This is a genomic window from Streptomyces sp. NPDC058741 (assembly GCF_042746715.1).
GTDB lineage: Bacteria > Actinomycetota > Actinomycetes > Streptomycetales > Streptomycetaceae > Streptomyces.
The window spans coordinates 1-12,700 of record NZ_JBHYQH010000009.1; the positions used below are offsets into that span (position 1 = coordinate 1).

Consider the following 12,700-nt stretch of genomic DNA (forward strand, 5'->3'; position numbering starts at 1 on the left):
GCCACCGAGATAGGTAGCCTTCTCGTTGGCTCGGAGATCTGTATAAGTGACAGTCGCAGGCTCACCACCCGGCTGGTTCTTCGCAGGCTCACCACCCGACCGGCTCCGCGCGGGCTCACCACCCGACCGGCTCCGCGCGGGCTCGCCGCCCGACCGGCCGCCGGCCTGGTCGTCCGCACCACCGTGTCCCTTGCCGGACGGGCGGGCCGGGTGGCCCTTCGCCGTGTCGGCCTCGGACGGGCGCAGCTCGGCGCCGCCCGGGCCGGGCCGCTCGCCCTCGTCTCGGGCGAGGCGGCCCTTCGCGGTGTCGGCCTCGGTCGGCCGCAGTTCCGCGGCTCCGGGTCCGGGCCGCACCTGCGTCGCCCCGGACCCGGAGTGCCCCTTCGCGGGCTCTTCTCCGGCACGGCCCCCGCCGGGCTGCCCCGTACCGGGCCCCCCGCCATGGACGTCCGCCTCGACCGCCGCGCCCGGCCCGGACCGGGCGTCGGCCCCCTCCCGTCGGCCCGGTCCGCCCGGCACCCGGGCCACCTCGGGCGACGAGGTGTCCAGCGGCACCGACCAGGACCGCACCAGCCCCAACTGCACGGCCTGGCGCGGCAGTACGGCGCCGAGGAGCCAGTCGGCGGCGACGCGGACGCGGTTGCCGGGCATCGCGGCGAGGTGGTAGCCGCGCGCGACCACACCCGCGGGCAGGCCCGACAGGGCCACGCCGAGCGGATTGGCCGCAGCCTTCGCGCCGCCCAGGTCGACGACGAAGCCCAGGTCGCGATGGCGGTAGGGCTTGCGCGCCCCGCCCAGCCCCAGCGACGCGGCGACGTTCTCGGCCGCGACCTTGCCGTGCCGCCAGGCGTGCTGCGCGGTCATCGCCGTGTAGCTGCCCGGATTCTCCAGATCGGGCACCGCCGCCACGTCACCGCACGCGAACAGCTCGGGCCGGCCCGGCACCTGCAGGTGCGGGTCGACCAGCAGCCGCCCCTTCTCCATCGGCAGCCCCAGGGACTCGACCAACGGGTCGGGCCGTACGCCCACGCACCACACGAGCGTGCGGGTGGCGACGCACTCGCCGTCGGTCAGCACGACCCCCTCGTGCGTGGCCTCCCTCACGGAGGTGCCCATCCGCACGTCCACACCCCGCTGCCGCAGTACGCGGTCGGCGGTGGCGGACAGCTTCTCGTCCATCTCGGGCAGCACGCGCGGCGCCACGTCCAGCAGCATCCAGCGCGGCCGCATGCCCTGCCGCAGCGGATGCCTGCGGACCTGCGCGTCGGTGAACATCTGCCCGTGGGCGGCGACCTCGGTCCCGGTGTAGCCGGCGCCCACCACCACGAAGGTGCAGCGCGCGGCGCAGGTGTCGCGGTCGTCGGCCCCGGCGGCCAGCTCCACCTGCCGCGTCACGTGGTCGCGCAGGTACAGCGCCTCGGGCAGGCCGCGGAACCCGTGCGCGTGCTCGGCGACGCCGGGGATGGGCAGCAGCTTGTTGACGCTGCCCGCGGCGAGCACCAGCCGGTCGTAGGCGAGCGTGCCGCCCTCGCCCTCGGGCCCGGTGTAGTGCACGGTCCGGTCGTCGAGGTCGACCCGGTCGGCCTCGCCCAGGACCAGCCTCACGTGCGGCAGCGAGGCCGACAGCGAGACCGTGACCCGGCGCGGCTCCAGGATGCCGGCGGCGACCTGGGGCAGCAGGGGGAGGTACAGGAAGTAGTCGGTCGGGTTCAGCAGGGTGATGTGGGCCCGGCCCCGGGTGAGCCGGGAGAGGGTGCGGGCCGTGCGGTATCCGGCGAAACCGGCACCGACGATCACGATGCGGGGTCGACTCACGGTTGGCTCGCCTCCGGCGCTGTCGCATGGCTCGGGAGCCTTCCGCGTCCCCCTGGCCAGGGCGCCCAAACGTCGGCGGGCGTCCGCCGGGCCGGACCCGCCGGTTTCCGGCCCGGCGGCCGGGAAACCCGGTGCGGGACACGGACCGCCCACCTCGCGGAGGCACTCCTCATGGCCGACTACGGTTACTTCCTCTCGTGCGAGCAGTACGGACCGGCCGAGCTGATCGAGCAGGCGCGGATGGCCGAACAGGCCGGGTTCCAGGCGCTGTGGATCTCCGACCACTACCACCCCTGGAACGACGAGCAGGGCCAGAGCCCGTTCGTGTGGTCGGTGATCGGGGCGCTGTCGGAGGCGGTCTCCCTGCCGATCGAGACGGCGGTGACCTGCCCGACGGTGCGGATGCACCCGGCGGTGGTGGCGCAGGCGGCGGCGACCAGCGCGGTGATGACGAACAACCGTTTCCGGCTCGGCGTCGGCTCCGGCGAGGCGCTCAACGAGCACATCCTGGGCGACCACTGGCCCCCGGCGCACGTCCGGCTGGAGATGCTGGAGGAGGCCATCCAGGTGATGCGCCGGCTGTTCTCCGGCGAGGAGGTCAACCACCGCGGTCCGCACTACACGGTGGAGAACGCCCGGCTGTACACGGTCCCGGACGAGCCGATCCCGATCGACATCTCCGGCTTCGGCCCGGCGGCGACCAAGCTCGCCGCACGGGTGGGCGACGGCTACATCTCGATCATGCCGGACGAGTCGATGGTGGAGCAGTACCGCAAGGGCGGGGGCGGCGGGAAGCTCGTCAGCGGTGGCACCAAGGTCTGCTACGGCACCGACAAGGACGAGGCCGTGGCGGCCGTGCACCGGCTCTGGGCGAACGAGCAGCTGCCGGGCGAGCTGAGCCAGGTGCTGCCCTCCCCGAAGCACTTCGAGCAGGCGCAGCAGATGGTGACCGAGGACATGGTGCGCGCGAACCGGGTGTGCGGCGACGACGTGGACGAGCACGTCGCGGAGCTGAAGCAGTTCACCGACGCCGGATTCGACCGGGTCTACGTCAACCAGATCGGGCCGGACCTGCGCGGCTTCTTCGACTTCTACCGCACGAAGGTGCTGCCGCAGCTCCAGCAGGGCGCCTGACGACTCCGGCAGGGCGCCTGACGAGGAGCAGGAGCGGGAGGCGCGGTGCCGGGTCGCCTAGAGTCGCCCGCATGTCCTTACGTCTGCGTCTGCGTGACGCCCTTCCGACCGCGATGCGAGCCCGTGACAAGGCCGCGGTGAGCGCCCTGCGGGGCACGCTGGCCGCGCTGGACAACGCCGAGGCGGTGCCCGTGGGCGAGACCGTGCCCGGTGCCGCGGCTCTGGAGGCCTCGCCGGGCCGGCGCCGGTGCGACGGAGGCGGCCCGGCGCGAGCTCGGTGAGCGCGAGACGCCGGACATCGTCCGCGCCGAGGCCGCCGAACGACTGGAGGCGGCCGATCTCCTGACCGCGCCCGCGCACGCCGAACGGGCCGCGCGGCTGCGCGCGGAAGCCGCGGTGCTGCTCCGCTTCCTCGACGCCGACGGCGACAGCGACAGCGACAGCGACAGCGACAGCGACAGGAACGAGAACGGAACCGGGAACGGGAGCGTTGTTGCGGACCGAACTCAGCGGCGGACCGCCCCGGCCGACCTGCGTACCGCGAGGGCGCCGGCCCCGGCGGTGAGGGCGGCGCCCCACCACGCCCGGTTGCGGGACATCCACTGCTGCGGGCTGTGGCTCCTGGCCTCGTCGTCGAAGCGCCCGTGCGCGCCGAAGTCCCTGCCGTGCGGCCCGTCCACGGGTGCCCACAGGTTCGCGGGTCCCTCGTGCGAGCCCGGGTCCTGCTGGGCGTCGACGTTCGTGCGGGCCAGGTAGCGGTCGAGCAGTCCGGGGGCGACCGCGTTGACGACGAGCGCGGCGGCGGTTGCGCCGCCCACCCAGTACTCGCGGCGGCGGGGGTGCGACGCGGCGTGCACGATGGCGCGGGCGGCGACCTCCGGCTGGAACACCGGCGGTACGGGGCGGGCCCGGCCCGGCATCCGGTTCAGTACCCACTCGAACTGCGGCGTGTTGACGCCGGGCAGCTGCACCATCGTCGTACGCACGCCGCTGCGGTCGTGCAGCAGCTCGCAGCGCAGGGACTCGTTGAACCCCTGGATGGCGTGCTTGGCCCCGCAGTACGCCGACTGCAGCGGGATGCCGCGGTAGGAGAGGACGGAGCCGACCTGCACGATCGCGCCGCTGTCGCGCGGCAGCATGTGCCGCAGCGCCGCCCGGGTGCCGGACACGTAGCCCAGATAGGTCACGTCGGTGACGCGGCGGAACTCCTCCGGGGAGATCTGCGGGAACGGCGCGATCACCCCGGTGAAGGCGTTGTTGACCCAGACGTCGATGTGCCCGAAGGCGTCCACGACCTGCCGGGCGGCGTCCTCGACGGCCTCGGCGTCGGACACGTCCACGCCGACGACGAGGGCCTCGCCCCCGGCGCGCCGCACGTCGTCCGCGGCGGCGGCGAGGCCCTCGCGCCCGCGTGCCAGCAGGGCGACCCTGTCGCCGCGGGCGGCGAAGGCCCGGGCCGCGGCCCGTCCGACGCCGCCGGTGGCCCCGGTCACCACGACCACGCGGCCGCGCCGCCGGGGTGCCCGGGTCACGCGCACCGGTCTCACGCCTCGCGCCGCGGTACGTCCGGGGCCCGGGCCGGCCGCGGGGGCACGGAGTCCGGGGCGGGTCCGGCGGGCGGGGCCGGCGGCACGGGCGGGTAGGGCAGACCGCCTGCCGCGGCGGCGGCCTGCCCCGCTCCCTGGTGCCCGGGGACCCCGTCGCCCGGGCGGGACGGCCGGGCCCTCGCACGCAGCACGAACGCCGCGGCACCCAGGACGGCGGCGGTGATCAGCGCCGCGGCCCAGTCGGGCGGGGCGAGGGCGAGGGCCAGGCCCACGGCGAGCGCGAGGGCGAGGCCGGCGTAGAGGGTGAGGGCACCGGAGGCGGCGTACAGCGCGGCCTTGCGGCGCTGCTTGCGCGTCTGCTCGCGCAGTTCGTCCCGCACGGTCTCGCGTGCCACCCGTGCGAGTTCGTCGACCAGGTGCCTGTCCAGGTGCTCCAGGTGCTCCAGGTGCTCCAACCGCTTCATGCCCGATCGGGTACCCTCGCCCCCTGTGCGTAACTAGGCTCGCCACCATGGAGATTCTTGGTGCGACCCTGCGCGTCTGCGTCGACGACCTCGAGACCGCGATCCCCTTCTACGAGCGGCTGGCGGGCGGCAGAGCCCAGCGCTTCGAGCGGGGCGGGGTACAGGTGGCGGCGATCGGCTGCTTCCTGCTGATGAGCGGTCCGCCGGCCGAGCTGGAGGTGCTGCGCAAGGTCGCCGCGACCATCGCCGTGTCGGACGTCGAGGAGACCCACAAGGTCCTCACCGGGCTGGGCGCCCACGTCGTGGCGGGCCCGATCGCCTCCCCGGCGGGCCGCAATCTGATCGCCCTGCATCCGGACGGTTCGGTCTACGAGTACGTCGACCGCCACGTCTGATCCCGCCCGGGGCCGGGGTCAGCGCCGCCCCGGCCCCTCGACCATCTCGCTGGTGATCGCCCAGCGCTCGTGGTCGCGCCAGGCTCCGTCGACGAAGAGCATCTTCGGCGAGAAGCCCTCCCGGCGGAACCCGCACCGGTGGGCCAGGGCGATCGACGCGGCGTTGCCCGGCTGGACGTTGATCTCCAGCCGGTGCAGCCGCATCGGGCCGAAGGCGTACCGCACGACCAGGTCCAGCCCCTCGCGCATCAGGCCCCGCCCGGCGGCGTGCGCGAAGGCGCCGTAGCCCAGGGCCCCGCACTGGAAGCCGCCCTCGACGATGTTGTTGATGTTGATGAACCCGGCGATGGCCCCGTCGCCCTTCTCGCAGACCAGGAACCCGGCGCTGGAAGGGTCGTCGATGAGCCGGCCCGCGTAGGCGGTGTAGGCCTGGGCGGTGCGGGGCGGGAAGAGCCAGGGCCGGTGCAGGTCCTCGCTCTCCCGGGCGCGGGCGGTGAACTCGGCCCCGTCCTCGTGGGTGAAGGGGCGTATGCCCACCCGGGGACCTTCGGTGAGGTGGCCGTATGCGGTGTGCGGCACCCCGCCACCATAACCGTGTGGCCCGGGTGCGTCAGCACGGGGCCGTCCGCGCGGATCCGGCGGTCCCGGTCAGGAGCCGGCGACGGGTAGCTGGAGCACGCCGGTGTTCCGCGGTCCGCTGACGACGGTGACCGGCTTGATCCCGCGGTTGCCGAAGTAGGCGTCGTCGCTCGCCGCGATCACGAAGCGCAGCCGGTGCCCCGCCTCGTAGCGGTGCACGATGCCGGGCAGCGTGACGGTGAAGCCGCGGGTGACGTCCGGCACCCGGACCGGGGCGACCAGGCGGCGCACCGAGGGAGACGAGGCAGCCGCTCCGGCCGAATCCGAGCCCCGAGTAGACGAGCGAGACGTATCCGCGCGGGGCGATGGCCTTGCCGATGGTGTCGGTCGAGCCGTCCGCCTTGCTGCCGCCGAAGCCGTTCGTCGCGAGCGCGGCGGGCGCCGGGTGGTCGCGGTCGGTGCCCGTGGGGCGGTACAGGTCGGCGTCGACCGTGCAGGTGCGCTCACCGGCCCGGACGGTGAACGCCAGCGGGGTGACGGTGTAGGCGCCGGCGGCGGTCGCGGGCGGGGTGAGGGCGAGAGGGGCGGCCAGGGCGGCGCCCAGAGCGAGAGCGAGGGGTGCGCGCAATCTGGGCACGCGTCGGGACACCGGACCTCCACGGTGAGGACAACCCGGATACCGACCAGTAGGTACCGGCCGGTTGTCATCGTGTGATACGTGCCAGAAGCCGTCCATCACCGAAACGGAGGTTCCTGACACGGTCTCAGCGGCGCCCAGCTCAGCTGAGGGCCGGTACCTCCAGGGTCAACGTGCCCGCTGCGGCGTTCAGTTCGGCCGGGACGCCGAGCGGCATCGTCAGCGCGCCCTCGCCGTGGCCGAAGCCGAACTCCTCCACGACCGGCACACCGAGCCCACCGAGCCGGTCGGCGAGGAGGGTGCGCAGCTCCTCGTAGGACCCGCAGCCGGCCCAGGAGCCGAGCGCGATGCCGGCGACCCCGTCCAGCCAGCCGGCGCGCAGGAGTTGGGTCAGGTACCGGTCCAGCCGGTAGGGGCTCTCGCCGACGTCCTCCAGCAGCAGCAGCCCGCCCCGGGCCGCGGCGTGGGCGTGCGGGGTGCCGAGGTCGCTCGCGAGCAGGCTCAGACAGCCGCCCAGGGTGACGCCCCTGGCACGGCCGGGCACGAGCGGCACTCCGCCCGGGGGCACGGCGGTGACGGTCCGCACCGACTCGGGGTCGAACAGGGTGGCCCGCAGATGCTCCTGGGCGCGGGCGTTCTGGAGGAAGTCGACGCCGGCGGCCGCGGGGCCGTAGAGGGTGACCAGCCGCAGGCGGGTGGCGAAGGCCTGGTGCAGGACCGTGATGTCGCTGAACCCGGCGAGCACCTTCGGGCCCGCCGCCCGCATCGCGTCCCAGTCGAGAAGGTCGACCATGCGCTGCGCCCCGTAGCCGCCGCGGGCGCACAGCACCGCCGAGACCGACGGGTCGCACCAGGCGTTCCGCAGGTCGGCCGCCCGCTGAGCGTCGGTGGCCGCCAGATAGCTCAACGCGCCGTGTCCGCACAGCACATGGGGCGCCACCACGGGGTCGAGGTCCCAGCCGCGCAGCACGTCGAGGCCGGCCTCCAGCCGTTCCTCGGGCACCGGGCCGCTGGGGGCGACGACGGCCACACGGGCGCCGGCAGCGAGCCGGGGCGGTCGCAGGAGCGGTCTCACGTGCTGAGCTCCAGGGTCGGGACGCCGGGCGGATCCAGCCGGAACACCTGCGCGTACAGCGAGAGTTCGGCCTCCAGGACGCGCACCACGGTCTCCGCCCTGCGGAAGCCGTGCCCCTCCCCCTCGAAGGTGAGGTAGGCGTGCGGCACCTCGCGGTCCCCCAGCCGGGCCAGGAACCGCTCGCACTGGACGGGCGGGCAGATGACGTCGTCCAGTCCCTGCAGGAGCAGGAACGGCACGTTCAGGCGGTCGGCGTGGGTGGCGGGTGAGCGTTCCGTGTAGCGCGCGGGCACCTCGGCGAGCGGGCCGATCAGGCTCTCCAGGTACCGCGACTCGAAGTCGTGGGTCTCCCCCGTGCCCCAGCCGGCGAGGTCGAGGATCGGGTACTTGATGGTGCCGCAGGCGTAGACGCCGGTCCGGGTGAGCGAGGCGGCCGCGGTCCAGCCGCCCGCGCTGCCGCCGCGCACGGCGAGCCGGTCGCGGTCGGCGGTGCCCTCGTCGGCGAGGGCCAGGGCGACCGCGGCGCAGTCCTCGACGTCCACGACGCCCCACTGCTCGCGCAGCCGCTCGCGGTAGGGGCGGCCGTAGCCGGTGGAGCCGCCGTAGTTGACCTCGGCGACGCCGATGCCGCGCGAGGTGAAGTAGGCGATCTCCAGGTCCAGCACCAGCGGGGCCCGGCCGGTGGGCCCGCCGTGCGCCCAGACGACGTACGGCGGCAGCTCGTCGCCGGGCGCGGCGCAGCCGGGGTGGTGGGGCGGGTAGACGTGGGCGTGGATGTCACGGCCGTCCGGGCCCGTGAAGGTGCGGATCTGCGGCTCGGGATAGTAGGCCGGGTCCACCGCGTCGTCGTGCTCGGCGCCGACGACGCGGGCGTGGCCGGTGCGGGTGTCGAGCTCGACGACCTCGTGGGCGCTGCGCGGGCCGGCGCCCACCGCGACGACCCGTTCCCCGTGCGCGGCGAGGGTGGGGGTGAACTCGGTCCAGGGGCCGGCCGCGTCGACGACCTCGCCCGTCTCGGGGTCCAGGACGCCGAGAGCGGTGGCGCCCCGGCCGTGCACGACGGCGATCAGTCCGCTCTCCAGCGGGGCGAACCATGCCGAACCCAGCTTCCACAGCGCCCCGCCGAACTCCTCCTCGCGCGGGCACACCGGCTCACCGTCGAGGTAGAGGTTCCACCAGCCGGTGCGGTCGTCGGCGTGCAGCAGACGGCCGTCGTGGGTGAAGTCGGCCTGGGCGACGGCCTCGCCGGGGCCGCCCGCCACGGTGCGGGCGCCGTGCAGGGTGCCGTCGGGGCGCACGTCGGCGACGACCAGCTCGGTGCCGTCCCAGGGCATGCGCGGATGGTCCCAGGCGAGCCAGGCCGCCCGCCGCCCGTCGGGCGAGAGCTTGGGGCCGGTCACGAACCGGTGCCGGTCGTCGGTGAGTTCGCGCACGGCGTCGCGGTCCTCGGCGGCGGATCCGTCCAGCGGGACGGCGGCCAGGACACGGCGTACATCGGTGGGCCCGTCGCCGGTGAACTCCTCCAGGACGCACCACACTTCCCCCCGGTCGGGCAGCGGCAGCGGCTCCGCCCAGCGCAGGCCCGCGCCCACCGGGGACACGGGCGTCAGCGGACGGGGCTCCTCGCCCGGCCGGAGGTGGTGGAGCCGCTGGTCGGCGAAGTTCACGAAGATGACCGTCGGGCCGTCAGCGCCCGGCAGGGCGGCCCAGGGACGGCCCCCGTACTCGATGACCCGGCTGCGCACGTTCCACGGCGGGGGCAGCACCGACTCCTCCCGGCCGTCCGTGTGCCGCCGCACCAGGGCGCGCCGGCCGCCCTCGGCGGGGCGCGGCGCCGTCCACCACACCTCGTCGCCGACGAAACCCACGTACTCCGGGTGCCCGTCGTGAGCGGCGGCCGTCGCCGCGTCGATCGGCGAGGGCCAGGCCCCGTACGCCAGCGTCCGCACCGTCTCCCCCACTCCCTCAGGCCGTCCGCAGGAACCGGTCGAGTACGCGGACGCCGAAGTGCAGCGCCTCGACCGGCACCCGTTCGTCGACCCCGTGGAACATGGCGGCGTAGTCGTAGCCCTCCGGGAGCCTCAGGGGCGTGAAGCCGTAGCCGGTGATACCGAGGCGCGAGAACTGCTTGGCGTCCGTGCCGCCGGACATGCAGTACGGCACGACGTGCCCCTCCGGGGCGAACTCCTCCACCGCCGCCTTCATTCGGGCGTAGGTGGCCGAGTCCACCGGCGACTCCAGGGCGACCTCGCGGTGGTGGAACTCCCACGCGACGTCCGGCCCGGTGAGCCGGTCGAGGGTCGCGCAAAACTCGTCCTCGCCGCCGGGCAGACAGCGGCCGTCCACGTAGGCCACGGCCTCCCCGGGGATCACGTTGACCTTGTAACCGGCTTCCATCATCGTGGGGTTGGCGCTGTTGCGCACGGTGGACTCGACGAGCTGCGCCGCGGGACCCAGCTTGTCCAGCAGCGCGTCCACGTCGGTCAGGTCGCTGTCGATGCCGTGCAGCGCGGCGAGTTCGGTCAGGGCCGCGCGGACGGTCGCGGTGGGCCGCAGCGGCCACTCGTGCGCGCCGATCCGGGCGATCGCGGCCGCGAGGCGGGTCACGGCGTTGTCCCGGTTCACCTTGGAGCCGTGCCCGGCGCGTCCGCGTGCGGTGAGCTTCAGCCAGGCCGTGCCGCGCTCCCCGGCCGCGATCGGGTAGATCTGCCGGCCCTCGCCGTCGTGGAAGGTGAAGGCACCCGACTCGCTGATGCCCTCGGTGCAGCCCTCGAACAGGGCGGCGTGCTCGTCGGCGAGGAATCCCGAGCCGTCCTCGGCGCTGGCCTCCTCGTCCGCGGTGAACGCGACGACGATGTCCCGGCGGGGCCGGACGCCGAGCCGGGCCCAGGCACGGACGACGGCCAGGATCATCGCGTCCATGTTCTTCATGTCGACGGCGCCGCGCCCCCAGACGACCCCGTCGCGGACCTCCCCGGAGAACGGGTGGACGCTCCAGTCGGCGGCCGCGGCGGGGACGACGTCCAGATGGCCGTGGAGCAGCAGCGCGGCGGCCTCCGGGTCGGTGCCCTCGACGCGGGCGACGACGTTGGTGCGGCCCTCGGTGCGCTCCAGCAGCGTCGGCTCGACACCGGCCTCGGCGAGCCGCGCCGCGGCGTACTCGGCGGCGGGCCGCTCCCGGCAGTCGCCGCCGCCCCGGTTGGTGGTGTCGATCCGGATCAGGTCGGACGTGAACGTCACGACCTCGTCCAGCGCCTGCTCGTCCATCAGCTCAGCCATACTGCTCCTCCACCGCGGCCGAGACGATCGTGGTGACCGCCTTGAAGGTGCGGATGCCGTCGTACATGGTGACGCTCGTGTACGCCACCTTGCGCTCCCCGATCCGGTCCACCCCGGGCACGACGGTGGCGGCCATCGCCAGGTGCTCCGCGTCGAACTCCACGGCGACGGTGAACGGCCCGCCCCGCACGGGCTCGTGACGCACCGCCAGCGACGCGGCCTCCTTCGCGGCGGCCCGGATGTCGGCCGCGGTCCGGGCGGGGGTGCGGCAGACGGCCGCGTAGCGCGACACATGGTCCTTGACGGCGACCTTCAGGGCCTCCGGCGCGTATCCGAGCGCGTCCTCGCAGGCCACGTCGTCCCCGGTGACCAGCACGACCGGCACCCCGTACTCGGCGACGACATGGGCGTTGAGCAGTCCCTCGCTCGCCCGTACGTCGTTCAGCCACACTCCGGTGACGGAGTTGGCGAGGTAGGTGTGCGCGAGGACGCCCTCCATGCCGGCGCCCGCGTGGTAGCCGACGAACGCGACGCCGTCGACGTCACCGTGCTGCACGCCCTCCACCATGGACAGCGCCTTGTGCCGGCCGGTGAGCAGCTGCGCGCGTTCGTCCAGCCGCTCCAGCAGCAGGTTGCGCATGGTCGCGTGGGCCTCGTTGATGATCACCTCGTCGGCGCCGCCGTCGTAGAAGCCGAGGGCGGCGGCGTTGACGTCGGAGGTGAACAGCGCGCGGCAGCGTTCCCACTGCGAGGCGCCCGGCAGCACGTCCTCGGGCCAGGTGACTCCGGTGGCGCCCTCCATGTCGGCGCTGACGAGGATTCTCATGACGAGCCGTCCCGGGGGAAGATCTTCATGGTTCGTCACGTTACGCGCTGTGGGCGCGACCGGCTACGAGGCGGTCACCACCGTATCGGCAGGTCGGCCAGGAACGTGGTGAGCCGGTCGGCGAGGAGCCGGTGTTCGCGGGCCGCGTAGTGCCAGTGGCAGCCCGTGAAGTGCAGGGCCGGTGGCGTCGAGGGGCCGGTAGCGGACCCCCGTGGTCGCCGGCGCCGGTGCGCTCCGCGACGACCCGCTCGACCTGGCCGGCGAAGGAGCCGGGACCGACGGCCACCAGGGTCGTGCGCGGGCCGTAGCGCGCCCGGAGCTCTCCAGGAAGCCGCCGTAGGCGCTGCGGTAGGCGGCCGCCAGGCTCTCGTCGGTCCGGGGCTCGCCCGGGCCGACGGGGGTGGAGAAGCCGTTGTTGCCGAGGTGCACGACGAGGGGCTCCGGCCGCCAGGTGCCCGGGTCGTGCCAGACGTCGCCCGGCATCTGGAAGACGCCCTTGCGGCCGTACAGGTCGCCGAGCTTGCCGTAGAGGGGCAGTCCGACGGTGGCGGTGAGCAGGTAGGCGGTGATCGCCCAGGGCATCCGGTCCAGGCCGTGCAGCTCACCGACGATCTTGGGAAGCGCGGTGGTGACGATCATCTGCTCCAGGGCGGCGAGGAGCAGGGCCGGCATGAGCCCGAGGAAGACCAACCGCACGCGCCGCGGGCTCGGTTCGGGCGGCCGGGCCGGCGGTGGGGCCGGGGTCCCGGCAGCCGCCACCGCCGGTTCGTCCTGCGCGGCGTGATCCCGCCCACCCACCGTTCCCCTCGTCGCGCCGCCACACCGTTCCCGCGTGAAAGCGACAACTACGAGCAAGCGCGACGAGTTACGGCACATGACCGGGCAGAACGGAGATCACCCGAACCGGTGAGGGACCCAACGGCCCCTGATCGTGCGCCTCTTGGCGAGG

The 12,700-nt window shown here is 74.3% G+C and carries 11 protein-coding genes and 3 pseudogenes; 3 read left to right on the forward strand and 11 right to left on the reverse strand.

Annotated features, from left to right (window positions below; all coding sequences use genetic code 11):
* Window positions 1-1,815 (reverse strand): FAD-dependent oxidoreductase (locus tag ACFW6P_RS09750; RefSeq protein ID WP_386423355.1); only part of this gene is annotated, 1,815 nt, incomplete at its 3' end.
* A gap of 171 nt (window positions 1,816-1,986) precedes the next feature.
* Between ACFW6P_RS09750 and ACFW6P_RS09755 the strand changes: the two genes are divergently transcribed.
* Together ACFW6P_RS09755 and ACFW6P_RS09760 are read left to right on the forward strand one after the other, a co-directional pair.
* Window positions 1,987-2,949, forward strand: a complete 963-nt coding sequence (locus tag ACFW6P_RS09755) for an LLM class F420-dependent oxidoreductase (protein ID WP_386354832.1) — start codon at window positions 1,987-1,989, stop codon at window positions 2,947-2,949.
* A gap of 113 nt (window positions 2,950-3,062) precedes the next feature.
* Window positions 3,063-3,369 (forward strand): annotated as a pseudogene (locus ACFW6P_RS09760) (hypothetical protein); the annotation flags it as partial.
* An 86-nt stretch (window positions 3,370-3,455) separates the two neighbouring features.
* On the opposite strand, the gene ACFW6P_RS09765 reads toward ACFW6P_RS09760, so the two are convergent.
* On the reverse strand, window positions 3,456-4,481 hold the full coding sequence (locus ACFW6P_RS09765) for an SDR family oxidoreductase (protein WP_386354830.1): 1,026 nt from the start codon (window positions 4,479-4,481) through the stop codon (window positions 3,456-3,458).
* Between the two features lie 11 nt (window positions 4,482-4,492).
* Window positions 4,493-4,951 carry a phage holin family protein gene (locus ACFW6P_RS09770; protein WP_386354827.1) on the reverse strand — a complete coding sequence of 153 codons (459 nt, stop codon included), beginning with the start codon at window positions 4,949-4,951 and terminating at the stop codon, window positions 4,493-4,495.
* A gap of 56 nt (window positions 4,952-5,007) precedes the next feature.
* Here ACFW6P_RS09770 and ACFW6P_RS09775 point away from each other — a divergent pair, with 56 nt between their 5' ends.
* Complete coding sequence (locus ACFW6P_RS09775; protein ID WP_386354824.1) at window positions 5,008-5,355, forward strand: VOC family protein; 348 nt, start codon at window positions 5,008-5,010, stop codon at window positions 5,353-5,355.
* A gap of 18 nt (window positions 5,356-5,373) precedes the next feature.
* Here the strand turns inward: ACFW6P_RS09775 and ACFW6P_RS09780 are convergent, their stop codons facing one another.
* The 8 genes and pseudogenes from ACFW6P_RS09780 to ACFW6P_RS09815 form a co-directional block, all read right to left on the reverse strand.
* Window positions 5,374-5,934: a GNAT family N-acetyltransferase gene (locus ACFW6P_RS09780; RefSeq protein WP_386354821.1), complete on the reverse strand. Its 561-nt coding sequence runs from the start codon at window positions 5,932-5,934 to the stop codon at window positions 5,374-5,376.
* A gap of 69 nt (window positions 5,935-6,003) precedes the next feature.
* Complete coding sequence (locus ACFW6P_RS09785; protein WP_386354940.1) at window positions 6,004-6,225, reverse strand: hypothetical protein; 222 nt, start codon at window positions 6,223-6,225, stop codon at window positions 6,004-6,006.
* A pseudogene (locus ACFW6P_RS09790) lies at window positions 6,218-6,583 on the reverse strand (CocE/NonD family hydrolase); the annotation flags it as partial. The pseudogene ACFW6P_RS09790 and the gene ACFW6P_RS09785, both read right to left, overlap by 8 nt.
* A 130-nt stretch (window positions 6,584-6,713) precedes the next feature.
* Entirely contained in the window at window positions 6,714-7,646 is a 933-nt protein-coding gene (locus ACFW6P_RS09795; protein ID WP_386354818.1) for an LD-carboxypeptidase, read from the reverse strand.
* The gene (locus tag ACFW6P_RS09800; protein WP_386354815.1) at window positions 7,643-9,607 is read right to left on the reverse strand and encodes a S9 family peptidase; all 1,965 of its coding nucleotides are present in this window, start codon (window positions 9,605-9,607) and stop codon (window positions 7,643-7,645) included. Before ACFW6P_RS09800 ends, ACFW6P_RS09795 begins: the two co-directional genes overlap by 4 nt.
* Before the next feature lie 4 nt (window positions 9,608-9,611).
* Window positions 9,612-10,925, reverse strand: a complete 1,314-nt coding sequence (locus tag ACFW6P_RS09805) for a M20/M25/M40 family metallo-hydrolase (RefSeq protein ID WP_386354812.1) — start codon at window positions 10,923-10,925, stop codon at window positions 9,612-9,614.
* The gene (locus tag ACFW6P_RS09810; protein WP_386354809.1) at window positions 10,918-11,751 is read right to left on the reverse strand and encodes a M55 family metallopeptidase; all 834 of its coding nucleotides are present in this window, start codon (window positions 11,749-11,751) and stop codon (window positions 10,918-10,920) included. Before ACFW6P_RS09810 ends, ACFW6P_RS09805 begins: the two co-directional genes overlap by 8 nt.
* A gap of 483 nt (window positions 11,752-12,234) precedes the next feature.
* A pseudogene (locus ACFW6P_RS09815) lies at window positions 12,235-12,545 on the reverse strand (MFS transporter); the annotation flags it as partial.
* Window positions 12,546-12,700: the final 155 nt, after the last annotated feature.

Coding starts and splice junctions, on each gene's coding strand:
- ACFW6P_RS09805 (WP_386354812.1), bottom strand. CDS start 10,925: ATGGCTGAGCTGATGGACGAGCAGGCGCTGGACGAGGTCGTGACGTTC.
- ACFW6P_RS09755 (WP_386354832.1), top strand. CDS start 1,987: ATGGCCGACTACGGTTACTTCCTCTCGTGCGAGCAGTACGGACCGGCC.
- ACFW6P_RS09775 (WP_386354824.1), top strand. CDS start 5,008: ATGGAGATTCTTGGTGCGACCCTGCGCGTCTGCGTCGACGACCTCGAG.
- ACFW6P_RS09810 (WP_386354809.1), bottom strand. CDS start 11,751: ATGAGAATCCTCGTCAGCGCCGACATGGAGGGCGCCACCGGAGTCACC.